This window comes from Candidatus Pelagibacter sp. HIMB1493 (assembly GCF_052047995.1).
In the GTDB taxonomy this organism is placed as follows: Bacteria; Pseudomonadota; Alphaproteobacteria; order Pelagibacterales; family Pelagibacteraceae; genus Pelagibacter.
Genome location: NZ_JBNAIP010000001.1, coordinates 707,774 through 729,820 on the forward strand (window position 1 = coordinate 707,774; position 22,047 = coordinate 729,820).

23 protein-coding genes and 1 riboswitch are annotated in these 22,047 nt (G+C 27.6%); of the genes, 7 read left to right on the forward strand and 16 right to left on the reverse strand.

The genetic code is table 11. The features are described from left to right. Positions 1-21 precede the first annotated feature (21 nt). Positions 22-438, forward strand: coding sequence for a YqaA family protein (locus ACTTBK_RS03855; RefSeq protein WP_440618637.1), 417 nt, complete (start codon positions 22-24; stop codon positions 436-438). Here the strand turns inward: ACTTBK_RS03855 and ACTTBK_RS03860 are convergent. Further along, complete coding sequence (locus ACTTBK_RS03860) at positions 419-919, reverse strand: molybdenum cofactor synthesis domain-containing protein (protein WP_075506531.1); 501 nt, start codon at positions 917-919, stop codon at positions 419-421. The genes ACTTBK_RS03855 and ACTTBK_RS03860 overlap by 20 nt on opposite strands. Before the next feature lie 15 nt (positions 920-934). On the opposite strand from ACTTBK_RS03860, the gene ACTTBK_RS03865 reads away from it, so the two are divergent. The 3 genes from ACTTBK_RS03865 (at position 935) to ACTTBK_RS03875 (ending at position 3,375) form a co-directional block, all read left to right on the forward strand. Beyond that, positions 935-1,681 carry a sulfite exporter TauE/SafE family protein gene (locus ACTTBK_RS03865; RefSeq protein WP_440618638.1) on the forward strand — a complete coding sequence of 249 codons (747 nt, stop codon included), beginning with the start codon at positions 935-937 and terminating at the stop codon, positions 1,679-1,681. A 219-nt stretch (positions 1,682-1,900) separates the two neighbouring features. Next, positions 1,901-2,308: a putative 2OG-Fe(II) oxygenase gene (locus tag ACTTBK_RS03870; protein ID WP_440618639.1), complete on the forward strand. Its 408-nt coding sequence runs from the start codon at positions 1,901-1,903 to the stop codon at positions 2,306-2,308. A 91-nt stretch (positions 2,309-2,399) separates the two neighbouring features. After that, a riboswitch (SAM riboswitch) is annotated at positions 2,400-2,462 on the forward strand. A gap of 7 nt (positions 2,463-2,469) precedes the next feature. Next, positions 2,470-3,375 carry a homocysteine S-methyltransferase family protein gene (locus ACTTBK_RS03875; RefSeq protein ID WP_440618640.1) on the forward strand — a complete coding sequence of 302 codons (906 nt, stop codon included), beginning with the start codon at positions 2,470-2,472 and terminating at the stop codon, positions 3,373-3,375. Here the strand turns inward: ACTTBK_RS03875 and ACTTBK_RS03880 are convergent. Further along, positions 3,368-4,249: a DMT family transporter gene (locus tag ACTTBK_RS03880; protein ID WP_440618641.1), complete on the reverse strand. Its 882-nt coding sequence runs from the start codon at positions 4,247-4,249 to the stop codon at positions 3,368-3,370. The two genes, ACTTBK_RS03875 and ACTTBK_RS03880, sit on opposite strands and share 8 nt — an antisense overlap. Next, entirely contained in the window at positions 4,246-4,728 is a 483-nt protein-coding gene (locus ACTTBK_RS03885) for a YbaK/EbsC family protein (RefSeq protein ID WP_075506526.1), read from the reverse strand. Before ACTTBK_RS03885 ends, ACTTBK_RS03880 begins: the two co-directional genes overlap by 4 nt. 140 nt (positions 4,729-4,868) lie before the next feature. On the opposite strand from ACTTBK_RS03885, the gene glnA reads away from it, so the two are divergent. Then, entirely contained in the window at positions 4,869-6,275 is a 1,407-nt protein-coding gene (glnA, locus tag ACTTBK_RS03890) for a type I glutamate--ammonia ligase (protein WP_440618642.1), read from the forward strand. Between the two features lie 7 nt (positions 6,276-6,282). Here the strand turns inward: glnA and ACTTBK_RS03895 are convergent, their stop codons facing one another. The 9 genes from ACTTBK_RS03895 to ACTTBK_RS03935 form a co-directional block, all read right to left on the reverse strand. Further along, positions 6,283-6,453, reverse strand: coding sequence for a hypothetical protein (locus ACTTBK_RS03895; protein WP_428080472.1), 171 nt, complete (start codon positions 6,451-6,453; stop codon positions 6,283-6,285). A gap of 72 nt (positions 6,454-6,525) precedes the next feature. Then, complete coding sequence (locus tag ACTTBK_RS03900) at positions 6,526-6,858, reverse strand: HesB/IscA family protein (RefSeq protein WP_440618643.1); 333 nt, start codon at positions 6,856-6,858, stop codon at positions 6,526-6,528. Further along, a complete protein-coding gene (locus tag ACTTBK_RS03905) occupies positions 6,858-7,157 on the reverse strand; it encodes an SUF system Fe-S cluster assembly protein (RefSeq protein WP_075506523.1) in 300 nt (99 codons plus the stop codon). Before ACTTBK_RS03905 ends, ACTTBK_RS03900 begins: the two co-directional genes overlap by 1 nt. Before the next feature lie 2 nt (positions 7,158-7,159). Then, on the reverse strand, positions 7,160-7,624 hold the full coding sequence (gene sufU / locus ACTTBK_RS03910; protein ID WP_262589517.1) for a Fe-S cluster assembly sulfur transfer protein SufU: 465 nt from the start codon (positions 7,622-7,624) through the stop codon (positions 7,160-7,162). Continuing rightward, the gene (locus ACTTBK_RS03915) at positions 7,621-8,841 is read right to left on the reverse strand and encodes an aminotransferase class V-fold PLP-dependent enzyme (RefSeq protein ID WP_440618644.1); all 1,221 of its coding nucleotides are present in this window, start codon (positions 8,839-8,841) and stop codon (positions 7,621-7,623) included. Before ACTTBK_RS03915 ends, sufU begins: the two co-directional genes overlap by 4 nt. Beyond that, positions 8,838-10,076, reverse strand: a complete 1,239-nt coding sequence (sufD, locus tag ACTTBK_RS03920; RefSeq protein ID WP_440618645.1) for a Fe-S cluster assembly protein SufD — start codon at positions 10,074-10,076, stop codon at positions 8,838-8,840. The genes ACTTBK_RS03915 and sufD overlap by 4 nt, the downstream gene beginning before the upstream one ends. Continuing rightward, positions 10,076-10,810, reverse strand: a complete 735-nt coding sequence (gene sufC, locus ACTTBK_RS03925; RefSeq protein WP_440618646.1) for a Fe-S cluster assembly ATPase SufC — start codon at positions 10,808-10,810, stop codon at positions 10,076-10,078. The genes sufD and sufC overlap by 1 nt, the downstream gene beginning before the upstream one ends. After that, positions 10,811-12,253 carry a Fe-S cluster assembly protein SufB gene (gene sufB / locus ACTTBK_RS03930; RefSeq protein ID WP_440618647.1) on the reverse strand — a complete coding sequence of 481 codons (1,443 nt, stop codon included), beginning with the start codon at positions 12,251-12,253 and terminating at the stop codon, positions 10,811-10,813. Between the two features lies 1 nt (position 12,254). Then, positions 12,255-12,680 (reverse strand): Rrf2 family transcriptional regulator, encoded by a 426-nt coding sequence (locus tag ACTTBK_RS03935; RefSeq protein WP_440614619.1) that lies wholly within the window; start codon positions 12,678-12,680, stop codon positions 12,255-12,257. A 148-nt stretch (positions 12,681-12,828) separates the two neighbouring features. Between ACTTBK_RS03935 and ACTTBK_RS03940 the strand changes: the two genes are divergently transcribed. Then, complete coding sequence (locus ACTTBK_RS03940; RefSeq protein WP_440619478.1) at positions 12,829-13,473, forward strand: alpha/beta hydrolase; 645 nt, start codon at positions 12,829-12,831, stop codon at positions 13,471-13,473. Here ACTTBK_RS03940 and ACTTBK_RS03945 read toward each other — a convergent pair. Beyond that, entirely contained in the window at positions 13,470-14,615 is a 1,146-nt protein-coding gene (locus ACTTBK_RS03945) for an anhydro-N-acetylmuramic acid kinase (protein ID WP_440618648.1), read from the reverse strand. The two genes, ACTTBK_RS03940 and ACTTBK_RS03945, sit on opposite strands and share 4 nt — an antisense overlap. A 45-nt stretch (positions 14,616-14,660) precedes the next feature. On the opposite strand from ACTTBK_RS03945, the gene tyrS reads away from it, so the two are divergent. Further along, positions 14,661-15,890 carry a tyrosine--tRNA ligase gene (tyrS, locus tag ACTTBK_RS03950; RefSeq protein WP_440618649.1) on the forward strand — a complete coding sequence of 410 codons (1,230 nt, stop codon included), beginning with the start codon at positions 14,661-14,663 and terminating at the stop codon, positions 15,888-15,890. On the opposite strand, the gene ACTTBK_RS03955 is transcribed toward tyrS, so the two are convergent. From ACTTBK_RS03955 to ACTTBK_RS03965, 3 genes are all read right to left on the reverse strand, one after another. Beyond that, complete coding sequence (locus ACTTBK_RS03955; protein ID WP_440618650.1) at positions 15,887-18,523, reverse strand: hypothetical protein; 2,637 nt, start codon at positions 18,521-18,523, stop codon at positions 15,887-15,889. The two genes, tyrS and ACTTBK_RS03955, sit on opposite strands and share 4 nt — an antisense overlap. Continuing rightward, positions 18,520-19,615 (reverse strand): peptide chain release factor 2 gene (gene prfB, locus ACTTBK_RS03960; protein WP_440618651.1). Its coding sequence is split into 2 segments (ribosomal slippage): positions 18,520-19,575 and positions 19,577-19,615, totalling 1,095 coding nucleotides; the frame shifts between segments, so codons are not numbered across the junction. The genes ACTTBK_RS03955 and prfB overlap by 4 nt, the downstream gene beginning before the upstream one ends. After that, positions 19,615-21,951 carry a penicillin-binding protein 1A gene (locus ACTTBK_RS03965; RefSeq protein ID WP_440618652.1) on the reverse strand — a complete coding sequence of 779 codons (2,337 nt, stop codon included), beginning with the start codon at positions 21,949-21,951 and terminating at the stop codon, positions 19,615-19,617. Before ACTTBK_RS03965 ends, prfB begins: the two co-directional genes overlap by 1 nt. Between the last annotated feature and the right edge of the window lie 96 nt (positions 21,952-22,047).

Here is a 22,047-nt window from a genome sequence, read left to right on the forward strand (position 1 = left end):
CTTTCTATTCAATTCAAGTTAATGTTTGCTTATTTAAGTCTATTTATTGTTTCATTTTTAGCTGCAACAATACTTCCTTTTTCATCTGAGGCTATATTAGCAACTTATCTGTTATCAGAAACTTACAACAAATTTTTGTTAATATTTTTTGCAAGTTTTGGAAATATTTTAGGATCTATCTTCAATTGGTTTCTAGGAATTTATTTCTTGAAATTTCAAGATAAAAAATGGTTTCCTTTTACTAACACACAAATTGATAGATCATCCAGGTGGTTTAAAAAGTATGGTAAATGGTCTTTGTTATTTGCGTGGGTTCCAATTATTGGTGATCCAATTACTTTTATTGCTGGAACGATGAGAATTAAATTTTTAATTTTTTTATTGCTTGTGAGTTTTGGAAAAATAATGAGATATTTTTTTATTTCTCTTTTAGTCTAGGAAACAATTCGACAAAATTACAAGGTTTATGATTAATATCTAATTGATGTTTAAGGATACCGTCCCAAGCATCTGTTACTCCTCCTGAGGATCCTGGTAAGGCAAATATATATTTACCATTTGATAGAACTGCACAAGCTCTAGATTGAATTGAAGACGTACCAACTGTTTTTAAACTAATAGTCCTAAAAACTTCGCCAAATCCTGGAATATGTTTATCTGCTATTTCATCAACAGCTTCGGGTGTAATATCTCTTCCAGTTAAACCTGTGCCACCAGTTGTAATGATAACATCAATATCTTTATGATTAGTCCAGTCTTTTAGAATTTTAACTATATCTCCTTTATTGTCTTTACAAATTTTTCTGTCAATTAATTGATGATTGGCCTCTTTAATTTTTTCAACCAAGATCGCACCAGATTTATCGTTATCAATTGTTCTTGTATCTGTTACAGTTAGTAAAGCTATATTTACAATCATAAATAAATTTTTTTAATGATTATACTTACAATATTTTTTTTTATAACTGCAGTATTATATTCAAGTATAGGATTTGGTGGTGGCTCTACTTACCTTGCATTACTTTTAATTTGGGATGTCCCTTACTATATTTTTCCAATTTTAGCTTTGATTTGTAATATTATTGTAGTTTCTGGAAATTCTATAAATTTTTTAAAATCTAAGAATATTAATTTTAATTTACTTTGTCCTTATTTAATTGGTTCTATACCTTTTGCTTTTATCGGAGCATCTATCTCAATTGAAAAAAATTTATTTGAGATTTTACTTTTCTTCATTTTAATATTAGCTGGAATTTTTTTACTTATTGAAAGCAAATCTTTTAACAAACAAGAAATTGTTATTAAAAAAATACCCCTAGTTTTATCAATATTAATAGGATCAATAATTGGTTTTATATCTGGTTTAGTTGGAATTGGTGGTGGGATATTTTTAAGTCCTATACTATTTTTGATGAAAGCAGGGCTTCCAAAACATATAACAAGTACTGCATCCTTGTTTATTTTAGTGAATTCAATTTTTGGTATAGGTGGACAATTAACAAAGGAAATAGTTTTTAATGAATTTTTAAATTACTGGCCACTATTTATTGCTGTCTTAATTGGTGGTCAAATTGGAAGTTTTTTAAATATAAAATTCCTATCTAACAAAATATTAGCCCTGATGACTGCATTCTTAGTAATTTTTGTTGCTATAAGGATGGGCATAACACTTATAGCATAAGTTGAATTAATTATTTTTTGATATATTTAATCTCTCATGAAAAATTTTAAACCATTTGGGCCTTCAATAGGAAAATCTTAAATTTCTAAAAAATTTTTAGAAAAAATTAACAAGGAAGTTGTTACAAAAATCTTCTCAAAATCAAATGATTATAGTCCAAAACTAGCAAGTCAAATTAGAAAAGAAGTTCAAATTTCTAAAAGTTTTATAAAAAAAAATTTGGAAAAAGAATTAATAAAAAATATTAAAATTTTTCTAAACAAAGAAAATATTAAAAAAATTAAAGAAATTAAAATTTTAAACCTATGGGTCGTTAGCCAATACAAAAATGAGTACAATCCTATGCATTATCATGAAGGAGATTTATCAGGTGTTGGTTATTTAAAAATTCCAAAACATATGACAGAAAATAAAAATGTTAAAAATAAAACAATAAAAACCAATGGTACGATTGACTTTATTAATGGGCAAAAAGCTTTTCTTTCAAAAAGTATTTTTAATTTGATACCAAAAACAGGTGATCTTTTAATATTTCCCAATTACTTAATGCATACAGCCTACCCATTTAATATTGAGGAAGAAAGAAGATCATTTTCTTTCAATGCTAAAATAATTTTTAATAAATAATTTACAAATTTTAATAATATTATATAAATCTAATTGCCGATTTGATCCTATTGCGGGCATAAACTGCTAAAATGGAAATTCCCAATAGATCTAATTAGCAAGGTAGTTGAACTATATTGTGCACCTGCATGTAGCTTAAGCACTAAAAAAGTGAGGATAAGATGGATAAAAATTTTTTTAAAACAACAAAAATTTTAGATGGTGGAATGGGTCAAGAATTATTGGCCAGAGGTATGGAGCCCAAGGGAACTTTGTGGAGTGCAAATGCTTTAATTGAGGAAAAATACCACGACTTAATACTTAATATTCATAATGATTTTATTAAATCTGGAGCTGATGTAATTGTAACTACAACTTTTACAACGAGAAGAAAAAGATTGAGAGAAAATGGAATAGAAGATCAATTTAAATTCTTAAATCAGAAAGCCTGTGAAATTGCACAAAAAGCTAAATTAAATAATCCACGCATTAAGATTGCAGGAGGACTCCCGCCTCAAGATTTGACATATGAAGAAGACAAGAGAAGTGAAAAAGAAATCACAAAGGATCATTCAGAATTAGCAGAATTACTAAACCCCTCAGTAGATTTTTTCTATTTTGATGTCTGGAGCAGTATCAAAGAAATTAGATGTGGAATAGAAGCTATTAAGAAATTTAATAAACCGTACTTAGCTGGGGTTCATATTTCTGAAGGAAACTCTTTACCAAGTGGAGAAAAAATTTCTGAAATTAATTCAATAATTACTGAAAATTGCCTAGGAGTAATTCTAGCATGTGTTTCGCCTGAAAATTATGAGAATAATTTAGATGAAATTCAAAAACTTAATGTTCCATTTGGTTTCAAATTAAATGGATTTATCACAACTAAACCAACAGGTGGTTATACTTCTCAGTATAAAGAAAATGATGGATCGAACCCCAATAGTTTTTTAGGTCAAAAAAAAGATTTAGATCCTGAAAAAATATCAATTTTTGCAAAAAAATTTAAAGAAAATGGAGCCACTATTCTTGGAGGATGTTGTGAAACTCGGCCTTCACATATAGAGGCAATAAAAAATATTATTTAAATTTTGTACCTTTTCTTACAAAATAGATACCTATAATAACTGCTATCAATGAAATTATAACTTTCGTTGTTATTAATTCTTTTAAAAAGATATAACTTAAAATGGTACCAAATATTGGAATTAAATAAGATACTTGAGATTGAAAAATTAAACCATTGTTAACTAAAATTCTAAATCTCAATAACCAAGCAATTCCAGTAGATACCAACCCAAGATAAATAACTGAAATAGTAGAATCTAATCTTGGAACAGTTTTCCAAGGTTGTTCAATCAAACATACTAAAGGTAATAATATAATAGTAGCCCAAATCAAAATTGAACTGGTTACATTTTCATTTTTTTTCTTACTTATTTTTAATGTTAAAAGACCTCCAATTACATAACAAGTAGCACCTAACAAAATTAATAATGCTGAAGTAAAGTTATTTTCATTAATTAATAAATTATCTGAAAATAAATAAACTATTCCTGAAAATCCAATTAGAACTCCTGTTGTTCTAATTAAATTAAATTTTTCATTTTTGGTGTAAAAATGTCCTAGCACTACTGAGCTAAGTGAAGTTGATGACATTAAAATTGCTGCTAAGTTACTTTGAACAGATTTAACTCCATATGCTATTAAAAAAAATGGAGCTACTAAATTTATAAATCCAATCATTGCAAACCAATACCAATCTTTTGAAAATGCCTCGATTTTAATTTCTTTGTAAAAGCAAAGTAGTAAAACTGGAATTGAACCAAAAAAAACTCTTAGAAATGCAATTGTAACAGGACCAAATGAATAGGTTGCAATTTTAATATTAAAAAAAGCAGATGCCCAAATCAACGCTAACAACGTTAATAAACTATAATCAATTAGTTTTGGTTCTCTCATTCAATAATATCTTCTGGTGATCCGTTTGTTATTTCAATTAACTTATTATAATTTATTTTGAAAACAGCATTTGGATGTCCAGCTGCTCCAAATATATCTGGGAATCTCTCTAGACTTTTATCAATAAAGATTTTACATTGCTTTAAGTGACCTACTGGTGACACTCCTCCAATTGTATATCCAGTATTTTCTTTAACAGCTTCTGGGGATGCCATGGACACGTCTTTTTCATTAAGAATTTTTTTTAACTTATTTAATGAGCAACGCTTGTCTCCGGATACCAAGCTTAATATATAGTTGTCACCTGCCCTAAAAAGTAAACTTTTAACAATAGCACCAACATTGCAACCCAAAGCTGTAGCAGCATCATTGGCTGTTCTTGCTGTTTTTTCTAAGACGATAACATTTAAATTTTGATCGAATGTTTTAAGAGCTTTTTCTGCCCTTTTTACCGGTTCTTTATTTAGTATTGATTCCATTGAATTTATAAAATTCCCTAATTTGATTGAGTAGATACACTACTTATGTAAAAAATGCATAGGTGTTATTTATTAAATAAGCATTATTTTTTAACTTTTTTTTGCTAATTAGGCTCCATCAAAATTACATAGGAGACAAAATGAGTGCAGAAAACGTTTTAAAATTTATTAAAGAGAAAGAAGCAGAATTTGTAGATCTAAGATTTACTGATCCAAGAGGAAAACTTCAACATTTAACTATGGATGCATCAATAGTAGATGCTGACATGCTTAATGAAGGAGTGTTTTTTGATGGTTCATCTATTGCTGGATGGAAAGCAATTAACGAATCTGACATGATTTTAAAACCTGATACTGCAAGAATGTTCATGGATCCTTTCACGTCTCATAATACTGTAGTTTTGTTCTGTGATATTTTAGATGCAATCAAAAAAGATCCTTACGAAAGAGATCCAAGAGGAGTTGCAAAAAAAGCAGAGGAATATTTAAAATCATCAGGTATTGGTGATAAAGCGTTTTTTGGACCTGAGCCAGAATTTTTTGTTTTTGATGATGTAAGAATTAAAAATGATATGAATGAAAGTGGATTTAAAATAGATAGTAAAGAAGGTCCATATAATTCAGGTAAAGAATATGAAAATGGAAATATGGGTCATAGACCTCAAATTAAAGGGGGTTATTTCCCTGTGCCACCTGTTGATAGTGAGCAAGATATGCGTGGTGAATATTTAAAAAACTTAAAAGAAGTTGGTATCAAAGTTGAAAAACACCACCATGAAGTTGCTCCAAGTCAACATGAACTTGGTATGTATTTTGGAACTTTGGTTGACCAAGCAGATAACGTTCAACTTTATAAGTATGTAGTTCAAATGGTAACACATTCATTTGGGAAAACTGCAACCTTCATGCCAAAACCAGTTGCAGGTGATAATGGTTCAGGTATGCATATTCACCAATCTATTTGGAAAGGTGATACTCCTGTATTTTCAGGTGAAGCATATGCAGGACTTTCAGAAACTGCATTACACTATATTGGTGGAATTTTAAAACATGCTAAAGCGATTAATGCTTTTGCTAACTCTACAACAAATAGTTACAAAAGATTAATCCCTGGTTTTGAAGCTCCAGTATTATTAGCTTACTCTGCAAGAAACAGATCGGCATCATGTAGAATTCCAATTACTTTAAGTAAAAAAGGTGCAAGATGTGAAATTAGATTTCCAGATGCAGCAGGTAATCCTTACCTAACGTTTGCAGCAATGTTAATGGCAGGTATTGATGGAATTAAAAATAAAATACATCCAGGTGAGTCTTTTGATAAAGATTTATATGAATTGCCACCAGAAGAAGTAAAAGCTATACCAACCGTTTGTGGATCTTTAAGAGAAGCAATGGAAAGTTTAGATAAGGATAGAGAGTTTTTAACTCAAGGTGGTGTATTTACTGACGACCAAATCGATGCTTATATAGCTCTTAAGTTTGAGGAAATTCATAAATTTGAACACGCACCTCATCCTGTAGAGTTTGAGATGTATTACAGTAGTTAATTTTTAATTACTGTCTGGTTGTTGCAATTGTATCTTTGTTAATACCTTTTTTAACAACGTAATCTTGAGTACCGTTTGCACCGGTCTCAACTTCTTTACGTAAATCTTTAAAGAATGTTCTTTCTTTAATTGTATCTTTTAGGTTTTTAACAAGATTTTTAAATTCAAATTTGTTCATACCTAAATATATATACTAGGTATGCGTATGATGCAATACTGATATGCGTTAAATGGGAATATTCAACTTTTGCTAGATTTTAAAGGATTCCCCGCATCCACATCTTTCTGTTTCGTTGGGATTATTAAATACAAACGAAGAAGATAGCTCTTCTTTTTTGTAATCCATTTCTGTTCCAAGCAAATACATAATAGCTGCAGAATCGACAAATACTTTCACACCTTTTTCCTCAATGACTTCATCATTTGGATTTACTTCTTTGGTATACTCCATGACGTAAGACATGCCAGCACAACCCCCTGATTTAACTGAAACTCTTACACCTAAAGAGTCTTTTTCTGCATTAGACATAATTTCTTTAATTCTTTCCACAGCATTATCACTTAATTTAATAATTGGATTCATTATAAATTTAACTCCAGTTTTGCAGCTTCTGACATCATGTCCTTATTCCAAGGTGGGTCCCAAACTAATTCAAGATCAACGTCCTCAATACCCTCAACTTGCATTGCGCCATCTTTAACTTCTTTAGGTAAACTTTCAGCAACTGGACAATTAGGAGTAGTCAAAGTCATTTTAATTTTTGCAAATTTATCATCCTCAACTTTAATATCATAAATCAAACCTAGTTCATAAATATTCACTGGTAATTCAGGATCATAAATTTTTCTAATTTCTTCAATAATTTGATCTTTTTTAGACATAATTAATTTTCTGTTTTAACCTCATCAGTTTTATTATCAAAAGCTGAGACTAGTGTATGCCAAGATAGTGTGGCACACTTTACTCTCATTGGATATTGTTTTACTCCAGATAAACACATTAGTTTTGTTTTTTCATCTTCTTTAAGATTTTCTGATTTAAGCTCAGGATTTTCTTTAATCATCCCCAAAAAATCTTCAACAATTTCTTTTGCTTCATTTTCATTTTTGCCTTTAATTAAATCAGTCATTATTGATGCAGAAGCCATGGAAATTGCACAACCACTACCTTCAAATGAAATATCTTCCACAATTCTTTGACCATTTAATTTTAAATAGACATGAACGTTATCACCACACAGTGGATTGTTACCTTTGGCATCTTTATTAAAATCTTCTGTCTTACGAAGGTTTCTTGGATTTTTTCCATGCTCTAAAATTATTTCTTGATATAATTCTTTTAAATTCATTTTAAATTAAATATTTTCTTACAATTATTTATTGCATCATTAAGTTTATCTAAATCTTCTTTAGTATTATATATTCCAACGGAAGCTCGTGCGCTCGCTGGTATATTAAGTTTGTCATGTAAAATTTGACAGCAATGATGACCAGCTCTTATTGCAACTCCGTCTTCATCTAAAATTGTTGCGATGTCATGAGGATGCACACCTTCTAAAGTGAAAGACAAAACTCCACCTTTATTTTTTGGATTTCCAATTAATTTTACTGAATTATTTTTTTTTAATAATTCTTGGCCATACTCAACTAATTCTGCTTCATGTTTCATAACATTTTCAATACCTACGCTCTCCAGAAATTTAATTGATTGATCAAAAGCAATAACTTGCGCTGTAGCCATAGTTCCAGCTTCATATTTGTTAGGTAAATCACCATAGGTAATTCTATCTTTTTTAACCTCTCTAATCATTCCGCCACCGCCTTGGTAAGGAGGAAGTTCATCCAACCACTTTTTCTTACCATAAAGAACCCCCAATCCTGTAGGGCCATACATTTTATGACAAGAAATTGCGTAAAAATCGCAATCTAAGTCTTGCATATCTAGCTTTAAATGAGGAGCTCCTTGGCAACCATCTACAACAACTATTATTCCTTTTGAATGTGCTAAATCAGTAATTTCTTTTACTGGTAATATTGCTCCAGTCACATTTGATAAATGAGTAATTGAAATAACTTTTGTATTAGGAGTAATTTTCTTTTCAACTTCTTCTAGTGTAATTTCTCCTTCTTCATTTATTTCTGCAAAATTAATTTTTATATTTTTAGATTTTCTTAAAAAATGCCAAGGTACATAATTTGAATGATGTTCTAATTCGGTAATTAATATTTCATCACCTTCGTTTAAATGATTTTGACCCAATGTATTAGCAACAAGGTTTAATGCTTCGGTAGCACCTTTAGTAAATACTATTTCATTTTTATCTTTAGCATTAATATATTTTTGAACTGATGTTCTAGTATTTTCATATAAATTTGTTGCAGCAACCGCAAGATAGTGAACACTTCTACCAACATTAGAAAATTGTTTGGTATAAAATTCATTAATTCTATCTACCACTACTTTTGGTTTTTGTGATGAATTTGCACTATCTAAATAAACCAAATCATTATTTTGGATTTTCTCATCAAATATTGGAAATTCTTTTTTAACTTGATCTATGTTCATACATTTATACCTGATAATTTTTTAACTAATTTTTTAACATCTTCATTAGAAATTTTTTCAATTACCTCGTTAAGAAAACCATTTGTTAATAATTTTTTTGATTCTGAATAGCTGAGACCTCTAGACATTAAATAAAAAATTGAATTTTCATCAATATTTCCTGATGTAGATCCATGTGAACATTTAACATCGTCTGCATATATTTCTAATTCTGGTTTCGCATTAAATTCAACACTTTCATTTAACAATAAAGCTCTACTTAATTGGTATCCATCTGTTTTTTGTGCTTCAGGACTTACAAAAATTTTACCTTGATAAATACCTTTTGATTTATCATTCAATACACTTTTAATTAATTGATAACTTTTACAATTTTCTTTTTTATGATTAATTACAGTTTTTATTTCATGATGTTTTTCATTTTCTAAATTGATAATTCCATTTAATGCAATAGAACCATATTCATCATCTAAACTGCAATTTATGTCTTGTTTTATAAATTTAGAACCTTCTGACAAGATAAAATATTCTAAATGACTATTTTTAGATAAATTAATATCTTTGTTGAAATACTTTATATTTTCCGAAGTATTTGAATCTAGACTATAATTTTTTAAAATTGAATTCACTCCAATATTAATTTTTTGTCTAAAATTAATGAAATTTTTTTCAGAATTTTCATTTAAAAAATTAACTACACATAATGAACTGTCATCTTCTAAATTAATATCTACTCTAGAATTAATTGCAGAAGATTTTAAACCATCACTCAAATAATTAAATAAAATCAATGGTTTTTTAACATTGTAACCTTTTTTAATAGTAATATTCGAAACACTAGTAAGAAATGCTGAATTCAAATTTAAAAGAGTATTTTGATAAATAGTATCATCTAAGTCTAAATTTTGATCAACTAAGATTTTATCTTTGTCTTCATGTTTAAAATCAAAATCATATAATTTTCCATCAACAAAACTTATTTTATTATGTTCAAAATCTAGTGGAAAATCTTTTTCTTCAAAAACTTTTTTGTGATCAACAATAAAGTTTAAATTGTCAAAATTTTTTGAAATAATTTGATTTATATCTGAAAATTTCCAATCCTCATTTCTTTTATTTGGTAAACCTTTTTCAAAATAATTATTAAAATTTTCTTGTTTAATTTTTTTCTGACTATCAGAAAAATTATTTAGACTAATAATTTTATCAAAATTTAATTTAAGTTCATTTTGCATTAATTAAAATCCTCATAACCTACTTTTTCTAATTCTTTTGCTAATTCAAAATCACCTGATTTTATAATTTGTCCATTTTTAAGAACATGAACAAAATCAGGTTTAATATAATCTAATAATCTTTGATAGTGAGTTATAATTAGAAAAGAATTGTTTTTATTTCTTAGTGAATTAACCCCTTCTGAAACTATCCTTAAAGCATCTATATCTAATCCTGAATCTGTTTCATCTAGAATTGATAATTTTGGATTTAAGATAGACATTTGTAAAATTTCATTTTTTTTCTTTTCTCCACCTGAAAATCCAACATTAAGTTGTCGGTTTAAAATTTTTTCATCAAATTTAAGCTCTGCAGATTTTTCTTTTATTAATTTTAAAAACTCAATTGCATCTAGTTCTTTTTCGCCTCTAGCTTTTTTAATTGCATTTATTGAAGTTTTTAAAAAAGTATTTGTATTAACACCTGGTATTTCCATTGGATATTGAAACGCTAAAAAAATTCCTTTATGAGCTCTTTCTTCTGTTTCTAATTCTAATAAGTTTTCTCCATCAAATGTAACTTTACCATTTATTTCGTAACCTTTTTTGCCTGACAAAATATTTGATAATGTGCTTTTTCCAGATCCATTTGGACCCATAATTGCATGAACTTCTCCTGGTTTAATATCTAAATTTAAACCTTTTAATATTTCTTTTTCATCAATCTTTGCTTTAAGATTTTCTATTGATAACATCTACCCAACACTCCCCTCTAAACTAATACCTACAAGTTTTTGTGCTTCTACTGCAAATTCCATTGGTAGCTGCTGTAGAACTTCTTTACAAAAACCGTTGACAATTAAACTAACTGCCTCTTCTTGGTTTAATCCTCTTTGATTGCAGTAATATAGCTGTTCATCACTTATTTTTGATGTTGTTGCTTCATGTTCTATATTTGATTTAAGATTTTTGTTCTTGATATAAGGAATTGTATGAGCTCCACATTTATTACCCATCAATAAAGAGTCACATTGGGTAAAGTTTCTAGAATTATCAGCTTTTGAAGATATATCTACTAATCCTCTGTACATCATATCTGATTTACCCGCTGAAATTCCTTTTGAAATTATTTTACTTTTTGTGTTTTTTCCTAAGTGTATCATTTTAGTTCCAGTGTCAGCTTTTTGATGATTGTTTGTAATTGCTATAGAATAAAACTCACCTACTGAATTATCACCTTTCAAAATACAACTTGGATATTTCCAAGTAATTGCTGAACCAGTTTCTACTTGGGTCCAAGAAATTTTAGAATTTTTACCTTTGCATAATCCTCTTTTAGTAACAAAATTATAAATACCGCCCTTTCCATCCTTATCCCCTGGATACCAATTTTGAACTGTTGAATATTTTATTTCTGCATCATCAAGAGCAATTAATTCAACATTAGCTGCATGTAATTGATTTTCATCTCTCATTGGAGCTGTACATCCTTCTAGGTAGCTTACATAACTTCCTTTATCAGCTATGATTAATGTTCTTTCAAATTGTCCTGTTTCTGATGCATTGATTCTAAAGTAAGTAGACAGTTCCATAGGACATTTAACATTTTCTGGAATGTATACAAATGAGCCATCAGTAAAAACTGCAGAATTAAGAGTTGCGAAAAAATGATCAGTTGTAGGAATAACTGATCCAAGATATTTTTTAACTAATTCAGGATGTTTTTGAATAGCTTCAGACATCGAGCAAAATATAATTCCTTGCTTAGTAAGTTCTTCTTTAAAAGTAGTTGCAACAGAAACAGAATCGAAAACTGCATCAACAGCAATACCATTTAATCTTGCTTGCTCTTGAAGAGGAATTCCTAATTTTTTATATGTCTCTAATAATTTAGGATCAAGATCATCTAAACTTTTTGGTTTATCTTTCATGCTTTTGGGAGCTGAGTAGTAGTAAAGATTCTGATAATCTATTTTAGGATATTTTGGTTTCTGCCAATCAGGCTCTTTTAATTGTTTAAATCTTTCAAAAGCTTTTAATCTAAAATCTAACATCCATTGAGGCTCTTTTTTAATATTAGAGATAAATTTTATTACATTCTCATTTAAACCCTTAGGGGCTTTTGTATTTTCTATATCTGTTGAAAAACCATATTTGTAATCTTTCAAACTATCTATTTCTTTCTGTCTACTATCCATACTATACTCTGTTCTCTTTATTATTTTTTAATAAGTCGTTTAAGCTTTTATTTTCAAAGAAAGTATTAATATGAACCTCAAGTTCATCCCATAGATTGTGTGTAATACATTTTGTAGCTTTACCATTACAACCTTTTTTAGATTCTTTTTTACACTGAACAGTTTTAACTTTTTCATCTACTGCATTGAAAATATTTGTAAGTTTTATTTCACTTGGATCTTTTGATAAAATGTAACCTCCTTGATTACCTCTAATACTTTTCACAATTTGATTTTTTTTAAGTTTTGAAAATATTTGCTCTAAAAAATCTAATGAAATTCCTTGTCTTAAAGAAATATCTCTTAATGATACAGGATTGATATTATCAAACCTTGCTAGATCTACTAATGCCATTACGGCATATCTTCCTTTTGATGTTAGTTTCATTTTTACCCTTAAAATGTGGGTTTTTATACATACCCGACTAAAATGGTCAAGTTTATAAAGTAAAAAAAGACTACCATTTTGTCGCTCAGTTGTGATAAACGTACCTTTTTTTTGAGAACAATAATCAATTGCATATATGGATAATAAAATTTTAGAAATTTTTATACCTGGACCTGCTGGTAGATTAGAAGCTAAATATTATAAAAGTAAAAAAAATACTTCTCCTATTGCATTAGTTCTACAGCCTCATCCGCAGTATGGGGGAACTATGAATAATAAAGTAGTTGTAGATACATTTCATACATTCATGGAAAATGATTTTTCAGTTTGTAGAGTAAACTTTAGAGGAGTTGGGAAAAGTGATGGAGAATTTGATAATGGTCAAGGTGAACTGGCAGATGCTGCAGCAGCACTAGATTGGTTGGAAAGAGAAAATTTTGATAATTCGCAATGTTGGGTATCAGGATTTTCTTTTGGTTCTTTGATTGCAATGCAGCTGCTTATGAGAAGACCGGAAATAAATAGATTTATAGCCATATCTCCACAACCTAATGTCTATGATTTTTCTTTTTTGTCTCCATGTCCAACATCTGGGATGGTTGTTTATGGAAAAAAAGATGAATTAGTGCCAGTAGAATATATTACTGAATTAGATAAAAGATTAAGCGCTCAAAAAGGTATTAAAGTTGAATTCCAAACAATAACTGAAGCAAATCATTTCTTTTCTAAAACTGATGATGCTTTAACAAAAACTTTGGATAAATATATAAAAAAAGAAACAGCTTTATATTAATAATTATTTGCTAACTTGCCTCCAATGACCGGGGCATTACATCTTGTCGTATTTGGGAAAGAAATTGGTAAATTTAATTTAGATCTTATAGCTAAATAAGCAAACGCTTGAGACTCAATATAATCTCCATTCAGCTGAAAATTATCTATCATATCAAAATTATTCTTATTTAAATTTGAATTTCTAATAATTGATTCAATCAAAAATTTGTTCTTTCGACCTCCCCCACAAAATAAATATTTTTTAGAATTATTTTTATTTAAAAATTTTATTCCTTCTGCAATCAAGTATGCTGTGAATTCTGTAATTGTTGAACACCCATCTTCTAAAGATAAACCTCTTGCAAAAGATATATCAAATTCTTTTACATCAAGTGATTTTGAATAAGTTTCAATTTTAAAATTATCTATTGCTTGATTTAGAATTAATTGATCAATTTTTCCAGATTTTGCAATCTTACCATCTTTATCAAAGGTAAAATTTGAATTATTCCTGATCCATTCATCTATCAAACAATTGCCTGGACCAATATCATAAGCAATCAAATCATTTTCTATATTATTGGATATATCATTTACTATTGTAGCATTAGATATTCCTCCAATGTTAACAATGCAAATAGGTTGAGCTGAATTATTTTTTTCTTTATTTAAAAAATTATTAACTACTAATCTGTGGTAAATTGGTGTTAGAGGTGCTCCTTGACCATTGTTATCAATATCTGCTTGTCTAAAATCATAAATTACTGGTTTTTTTAATAATTGAGATAACAAATTGCCATCACCTAGTTGTTTAGTAATTTTAATTTGAGGGTTATGGAAAATCGTTTGACCATGAAAACCTATAAAATCAATTTCTATTCCATTTTTTAATGCTATTTTGCTGATCTTTTCAGCATGAAAAATAGTTAAAGCTCTCTCCAAATCACTCAATTCCTTAGAATATTTTGTCAAATCTTCACTACTTTTAATTTTGTCTCTTAAAGTTGATAATTGCCTATAGAGATCAATATCGTACTCAAAGTATTGATCAAAAATTAGTTCTACCTCATCATATCCGTCAGATTTAATTATTGAAACATCGACTCCATCCATAGATGTACCGCTCATTAAGCCCATAGCTGAAAATAATTTTTTTTTCATTGATATTATTTTTAAAAAAAATTTGTATATAATAACTATAGTCTTATGAATAAATTTTTAAAAGAATTTAAAGATAGAGGATATTTCTATCAATGTACTAGTGAAGCTGACTTATCTAATTTATTAGATAAAGAAAAAATTAAAGCTTATATAGGATTTGATTGTACTGCTGAAAGTTTGCATGTTGGTAGTTTGTTGCAAATCATGTGTTTGAGATTGTTACAAAAAAATGGTCACCGACCAATAGTATTGTTAGGAGGTGGAACAACAAGAATAGGTGATCCCTCAGGAAAAGATAAAACAAGAAAAATTTTAGATGAAAATGAAATTGAAAAAAATATTAAAAATATTCAAAATATCTTAAAAAAATTTCTAGATAGTGACGATCCAAATACTTCACCTATTTATGTCAACAATTATACCTGGCTTAAAGATTTAAATTATATTTCTTTTCTAAGAGATATAGGAAAGCATTTTACGATCAATAGAATGCTTACATTTGATAGTGTAAAACTAAGATTAGAAAGAGAACAGTCGCTTAGTTATATGGAATTTAATTACATGATACTCCAAGCCTATGATTTTTTAGAATTAAATAAAAAAGAAAATTGTGTTCTACAAATAGGTGGTTCTGATCAATGGGGAAACATTGTAAATGGTGTTGAACTTATTAAGAGATATTCTAATAACCAAACATATGGATTAACAACACCATTAATTACTTTAGCCACAGGTGCAAAAATGGGAAAAACTGAAAATGGCGCTATTTGGTTAGACGAAAAATATTTATCAGCTTATGACTACTGGCAATTTTGGAGAAATGTTGATGATCGGGATGTAATTAAATTTTTAAAAATGTTTACTGATATTGATATAAGCGAAATCAATGCTTTAGAGGAAAAAAATATTAATGAATTAAAAATATTGTTAGCAAACAAAGCCACAGCTATGTTACATGGAGAAGATGCTGCTCAAAATTCTGAACAAGCTGCAAAAGAAGCATTTTCTGGAAATTCTTTAGGCTCTAACTTACCAAGTGTTAAAATTGAAACAAAACAATTAGAAAATAATGTCAATATAATTGATTTAATAATTTTATCTAAAGCAGAAAATTCAAAAAGTGAGATAAGAAGATTAATTAAGGGTAAAGCTATTAAGATTAATGATGCTGTAGTTCCAGATGAAAAATTTATTATTAATCAGGAACTATTCACAGAGAATTATTTAAAGCTTTCTATAGGTAAAAAAAGGCACATTAAAATTGAATTAAGCTAGTTTCTTTTAATTTTTTCAAGAGTTCTAGTTATAAATCTTGGAGTTAATGTTTTTATTGGGTTTACTGAAGTTTCAAGATCTTTTGGAGGTCCTTTTATTTTAAAACTTACCCCGAAAACACCCTCTCCTGTTTTATCACCAACTAAAATTTTACCTAATAATGGAATTTTACTTATTGTTTTATTTATAGTTGTTGCTGGTACCAAAGTCCCCCTTAAACTTACCAATTTTTCTTCTTCCACATAACCACTCATTAATATCGAAATAGCTGGACCAATTGCATATAGTTCATCTATTGTCATAAGATTTTTTTGGTTATTGAAATTCATTTCAAACTCATCAAATCTTATTCCTTCTCCAGTTAAAATATCGGCAATTCCTTGTAGGGAAGCTAGTGTTAGAAGTTTTGTTAATGCTGGGACCTCTTTTAACTTAAAGTCATAAATTTTAAGATTTGATACTGATTTTTCATTTTTTTTTGTTGATATGAAATCCAAGTTGCCTTCATCAAATCCTTTTATAAATTTATATCTTTTCACCAATGGCTTTGCTTTAGATGAATAAAGTTTAGTTATTTTTTCACCGTTATTCTTTGTTTCAATAGAAAAAACTATGTTTTTATTATTTTCAAAATTTGCAGATAAATTTGCATCTACAACTTTATTATCTTTGATAAAAATTAACCCTTGTAAATTTTTAACAAAATAAATTTCATCTATATAAACTTCATTCAGATTTATTTTCAAATTAAAATTGTTCTTAAAAATTTTATTTTCTTTTTCCTTTTTACTTTCTAGTAAATTTGTTACTATAGAATTAGCATTCAAGAACAATCCATTTAATTTATAATCGTTTTGTTTTTGTCTTTGAATAATAAATTGATTATCTTTATTCTCAGTATCAATATAATCAAAATCAATTTTATCAAATCTATCTATTAAATAATCTTTATCTAATATCAAATTATTAATCTTAATTTTATTTCTCTTATCTAAAATACTTATACTTTCTAAATTTAAATTTTTTGAACTTTTTAACATTCCAGCAACTGATAAATTTGTTTTTTCATTTATATTTTTCTTATAATTTAAATTTTTAATTTCAAAATCTGTTTGATTTAAAATTAATTTTAAATCAAAATTGGTTTTTTCTTTATCATTGAGAACAAAGTAATTTATTTCATCATAGTTTTTATCAATTTTTATATTTCCGTTACCTGAAAGAGTTAATGAACCATTTTTATATTTAATATTGAGTTTATGATTTTGAAGGTTAAGAAATTTTTTAGTAGATGGAAAAAATTGTTTTAAGAATTCTTGATTTTTTAAATCAACACTTTTTAGATTAATGTCAGATATGAATTCAAAATCCTTATCATTTTTTTTGTAAAAATACTGAATATAATCAAAATCTTTATTAAGTTTTACTTTACCTTCACCTTTGAGGGTAAAATCTTTGTTTTTGTACTTTAAATTTATTTTATGATTTTCAATATTTATTTGATTCTTAATAAGTGGAAAATATTCTTGGATAATTTTTTGATTTTTCAATGTTCCTTTTTTAATATTTAAATTAGTTTCAAATTCAATATCATTTCGATCTCTTTTAAAAGTATATTCAATTTTATTTGTTTTATTATCTAACTTAAATTCACCTGCACCATTAGCTATAAGAGCTTTGTTTTCATAAATTAATTTTAATTTATGATTATCTAATAAGATTTCACTATTTTGATTTGAAAAATAATTTGGAATTAAATTATTGTCATAAATAACTTTTTTAAAATTTATGTCAGAGTCTATTTTTAAATTAGTTAATTTAAATTTATTAGTTATTTCAAAATTAAAAATATTCTCAGAACTAAACTTGGTATTTTTTAAATTAAAGTTATTTAAATTTAAATTTAATATATTAATTAAATTATCTGATAAAACTGCCTCAGAATTTTGAATTTTACCTTCTACGTAATGATTATTATTCTTTTTGTTAACTTTTAATAATTTAGATGAAAAATCAATTTGATCTGATGTAAATTTAATATCTTCAAATAAATATTTGTCTTTTTCTATATAAAATAAAAAATTAATATTATTAAAATCTATTCCATTAAAAAATTTAAATTTTCCATCTTTCAATAATCCTTTAATTTTGTAATCATTTTTAATTTTTCCATTTTGATCTAAGTTAAGATTTAGATCTAAAATTACATGTCCTTTTTTTATGAAAGTTTCTAAAATTAATAATTCTGGTTTGTTACTTGTGGCTCTTATAAATTTTACAAAATCTTTTAATAATATTGACTTTGTTGCCACTTCAAAATTAGAGGAAACTAATTTATTTTTAAGAATAGAATCAAGTGATACTTGAGTTTTTATATATTCTAGCTCAAGTGGTCTATTTGCATAATAGATATTTGCGCCAATAGTTTTTGCATTTATTTTAAGTTTAAGTGGATCAAGAATTAATTTTACTTTTTTTAAAGATACATCCAAATTATTATTACTTTGAACAACTGTGTCTTTTATCTGCTGATTAAATTTGTTGGTCTCTATTCCAACAATGCTTAAATAAAATATCAGTGATATTAAAAATCCTAGAAATATTAAAAAGTATTTAAAAATATTTATTTTCATTTAATTTTGTAAAGAGATTGTTCTAAAAAATCATCTAATTCTCCATCAAGAATTTTATCTGGACTTGTGCTTTCAAAATTTGTTCTGTTGTCTTTTACCAATCTATAAGGTTGCAAAACATATGATCTTATTTGATGCCCCCAACCAATTTCTGACTTACTGTTTTCTGTACTTTGGTTCTCCTCTTCTCTTTTTTTAATTTCAAAATCGTACAGTCTTGCTTTTAACATATTCATACAAGTTTCTTTATTTTTATGTTGCGATCTTTCATTTTGACATTGGACTACTATTTTCGATGGAATATGTGTAATTCTTACAGCGCTATCAGTTGTATTTACATGCTGTCCACCAGCACCACTTGATCTATAAGTATCTATTCTCAAATCTTTCTCTAAAATCTCAACATTTATATTTTCATCCACTACTGGGTAAATCCAGACACTTGCAAAACTTGTGTGCCTTCTTGCTCCTGAGTCAAATGGAGAAATTCTAACCAAACGATGAATGCCTGATTCTTTCTTCAACCAACCAAATACATAATCACCTTCAATTTTTATTGTTGCTGATTTAATTCCAGCTTCATCTCCCTTATGCTCACTAATTAAATTTGATGTAAAACTTTTTTTATCAGACCACTTCAAATACATCCTTCTCAACATATCTGCCCAATCTTGACTTTCAGTCCCTCCAGCGCCTGCATGTATTTCTATATAGCAATCTAATGAATCTGCTTCGTCTGATAAAAAACATTTGATTTCATTTTTTTTTACCTCTTTTTTTAAATCCTTTATATTTTGTAAAGTTTCTTCCTGAACCGCTAAATTATTTTCCCCTAAAGCAAGCTCATTCAAATCATCGAAATCATTTAATTTTTGGATAGACTGATTTAAAGAATTTACTAACTCTTCGTAGAGTTTTTTCTCTTTTATAACTTTTTTTGAATTATCTTTATCTTGCCAAAAATTGGCATCGAACATTTGAGAATTTAATTTTTCAAGTTTTGAGTAAATTTTATTGTTTTCAAAGATACTCCTTAATTCTTTGATTAATCTTATTTATCTCTTCTTTGTAATTTTGGTAATTGTTATCCATTAGTAAAACTTTAGTATGTTGTTTATATCCATTCTATCAGAATTTGAATAAAGAACCTTGCCATCTTTAACATTTTTTTTTTTAAAAACCTCAATTATTGTATTTTTGGATGTAAATTTAGCTTTTTGGCCTGTTGAGGGATCCACAACCATCATTATTGTATCTTTTGCAGCTTTAAATGGTCTAGCCTCAGACTTTTTAACAGAATTTTTTATAAAATTTTTAAATATAGGTAGGGCAGTTTTTGATCCTGTTTCAAATTTACCAAGTGGTGTTGGGCTATCCATTCCTACATAAACACCTACTAATAAGTTTGATGTAAAACCAATGAACCAGGTATCAGTATTATTATTCGTTGTTCCAGTTTTTCCTGCAATATTTAATTTTAAATCTCTTAATTTTTTTGCAGTTCCTCTTTGAATTACCCCTTCAAGAATTGATGTCATTTGATACGCAGTTTCTTCAGAAAAAATTTGTATATATTTATTTTTTAACTCAGGATAATCATCACTAAGATAGGATATTGAATCACAATTTACACAAGATCTCTTATCATTATTATAAATAGTATTTCCTTCACTATCTTGAATCCTGTCAATCAAAACAGGTTCAACAAGTTTTCCTCCATTAACAAAAACAGAATAAGCAGATGTAAGCTGCAACAAAGTGGTTTCAGCAGAACCTAAAGAAATTGACAATAGTTTCTCAGGATTTTCATAAATTGAAAGTTTTTTAGAATAGTCGATAATTTTATCTAACCCTAAATCTTGAGCTATTCTAACTGTCATTAGATTTCTTGATTTCTCCAATCCAGTTCTGATTGTAGATGGACCGTAAAATTTTTTTCCATAATTTTCCGGTTTCCATAACTTTAAATCATCCCCTTGATCTAAAACTAAAGGTGCATCTAAAACTAATGATGTAGGTGTATAATTATTTTCTAAAGCAAGAGCATAAACGAATGGTTTAAATGCAGACCCTGGTTGTCTTTTCGCTTGCGTGGTTCTATTAAACTCACTTTTTTTAAAACTGAAACCACCATTAAGAGCCAAAACTCTTCCTGTATAAGGATCCATTACAACAATTCCTCCATTTATTTTTGGCAGTTGTTGTAAACTGTATTTTTTATCTTTTATTTGTTTCACATAAATTATATCGCCAATTTTTAATAATTGGTTAAACTCTTTTTTCGTCCAAGAAATATCTTTATATTCTATAACACCATCATCTTTATCAATCGTTTCTACAATTGCTGAAAATTTATTTAATTTTTTTACAATTGCTAATTTCCAATTAATTGATTTTTCAAGTTTGTATTTATCTAAATCTTTGTGCCAGTTCAAATTGTAAGGTTTGTTAATTAGTGCACCCCTCCAACCTTTTCTCTGATCATAGGAAATTAATCCAGATCTTAGAGAATTAGTTGCAATTTTTTGTAAAACTAAATCTATTGGAGTATTGATATTTAGACCTTGTTTATAAACTTTATCATAAGTCAAACTTTCTATGACATTTTTTCTAACATCTTCGATATAGTATTGCGCGTCTTCTAAGTATATTTTTTGTTTTTTCTTTAATTTAATTTCTTGATTACTTAATTTTTCTAACCACTCAGATGTAATATAATTATTTTCATATAAATTTTTTAAAACTAAATTTCTTCTAAATTTTGCTAAATCTTTATCTTTATAAGGATTGTATTTACTAGGCGCTTTAGGCAAAGCAGCTAACAATGCAGCTTCTGAATAATTAATTTCTCTTATAGATTTATCAAAATATTCCATACTTGCAGCGGCCACACCATAGGCTCCACTACCTAGATAGATTTGATTTAAATAAAGTTCTAATATCCTTTCTTTAGATAATGCTCTTTCAATCCTAAATGCTAATATTGCCTCTTTTATCTTTCTATTTAGACTTACTTCATTTGTGAGTAAAAAATTCTTTGCTACTTGTTGAGTAATAGTAGAGGCACCTTCTAGTCTTTTAGAGGCCATTATATTTGAAATATTGTTTATAACTGCTCTTAGAACACCTTTCGCATCTACACCAGGATGAGAGAAAAAATTTTTATCTTCTGCGGATAAAAATGAGTTAATTACATTTTTTGGTATAGCATTGTAAGGAACAAAAACCCTTTTTTCTTTTGAAAAATCTGCAACCAATTCTCCATTTCTTGAATAAACTTTACTTGAAACTGGTGGCTTATAACTCTTAAGAAATTTATAATCTGGAATATCGTTGGAGTATTTCAATAAAATACTAAATATCAAAATACCTAATAATATTAAAATAGTGGAGGAAAATAACAGAATATTTTTGAATAATTTACTCATTTTATTTCCATTATATCTTGGAATTTGTTAAAGATAAGGCATCAGAGATAAACAAAATTTATTACAAAAAATATTAATGAACTTAAAAATCAACAT

What these genes read in the sequence shown, in the direction of transcription:
- ACTTBK_RS03855 (WP_440618637.1), top strand. Translation starts at nt 22, where the DNA reads ATGTTTGCTTATTTAAGTCTATTTATTGTTTCATTTTTAGCTGCAACA.
- ACTTBK_RS03860 (WP_075506531.1), bottom strand. Translation starts at nt 919, where the DNA reads ATGATTGTAAATATAGCTTTACTAACTGTAACAGATACAAGAACAATT.
- ACTTBK_RS03865 (WP_440618638.1), top strand. Translation starts at nt 935, where the DNA reads ATGATTATACTTACAATATTTTTTTTTATAACTGCAGTATTATATTCA.
- ACTTBK_RS03875 (WP_440618640.1), top strand. Translation starts at nt 2,470, where the DNA reads ATGGATAAAAATTTTTTTAAAACAACAAAAATTTTAGATGGTGGAATG.
- ACTTBK_RS03880 (WP_440618641.1), bottom strand. Translation starts at nt 4,249, where the DNA reads ATGAGAGAACCAAAACTAATTGATTATAGTTTATTAACGTTGTTAGCG.
- ACTTBK_RS03885 (WP_075506526.1), bottom strand. Translation starts at nt 4,728, where the DNA reads ATGGAATCAATACTAAATAAAGAACCGGTAAAAAGGGCAGAAAAAGCT.
- glnA (WP_440618642.1), top strand. Translation starts at nt 4,869, where the DNA reads ATGAGTGCAGAAAACGTTTTAAAATTTATTAAAGAGAAAGAAGCAGAA.
- ACTTBK_RS03895 (WP_428080472.1), bottom strand. Translation starts at nt 6,453, where the DNA reads ATGAACAAATTTGAATTTAAAAATCTTGTTAAAAACCTAAAAGATACA.
- ACTTBK_RS03900 (WP_440618643.1), bottom strand. Translation starts at nt 6,858, where the DNA reads ATGAATCCAATTATTAAATTAAGTGATAATGCTGTGGAAAGAATTAAA.
- ACTTBK_RS03905 (WP_075506523.1), bottom strand. Translation starts at nt 7,157, where the DNA reads ATGTCTAAAAAAGATCAAATTATTGAAGAAATTAGAAAAATTTATGAT.
- sufU (WP_262589517.1), bottom strand. Translation starts at nt 7,624, where the DNA reads ATGAATTTAAAAGAATTATATCAAGAAATAATTTTAGAGCATGGAAAA.
- ACTTBK_RS03915 (WP_440618644.1), bottom strand. Translation starts at nt 8,841, where the DNA reads ATGAACATAGATCAAGTTAAAAAAGAATTTCCAATATTTGATGAGAAA.
- sufD (WP_440618645.1), bottom strand. Translation starts at nt 10,076, where the DNA reads ATGCAAAATGAACTTAAATTAAATTTTGATAAAATTATTAGTCTAAAT.
- sufC (WP_440618646.1), bottom strand. Translation starts at nt 10,810, where the DNA reads ATGTTATCAATAGAAAATCTTAAAGCAAAGATTGATGAAAAAGAAATA.
- sufB (WP_440618647.1), bottom strand. Translation starts at nt 12,253, where the DNA reads ATGGATAGTAGACAGAAAGAAATAGATAGTTTGAAAGATTACAAATAT.
- ACTTBK_RS03935 (WP_440614619.1), bottom strand. Translation starts at nt 12,680, where the DNA reads ATGAAACTAACATCAAAAGGAAGATATGCCGTAATGGCATTAGTAGAT.
- ACTTBK_RS03945 (WP_440618648.1), bottom strand. Translation starts at nt 14,615, where the DNA reads ATGAAAAAAAAATTATTTTCAGCTATGGGCTTAATGAGCGGTACATCT.
- tyrS (WP_440618649.1), top strand. Translation starts at nt 14,661, where the DNA reads ATGAATAAATTTTTAAAAGAATTTAAAGATAGAGGATATTTCTATCAA.
- ACTTBK_RS03955 (WP_440618650.1), bottom strand. Translation starts at nt 18,523, where the DNA reads ATGAAAATAAATATTTTTAAATACTTTTTAATATTTCTAGGATTTTTA.
- ACTTBK_RS03965 (WP_440618652.1), bottom strand. Translation starts at nt 21,951, where the DNA reads ATGAGTAAATTATTCAAAAATATTCTGTTATTTTCCTCCACTATTTTA.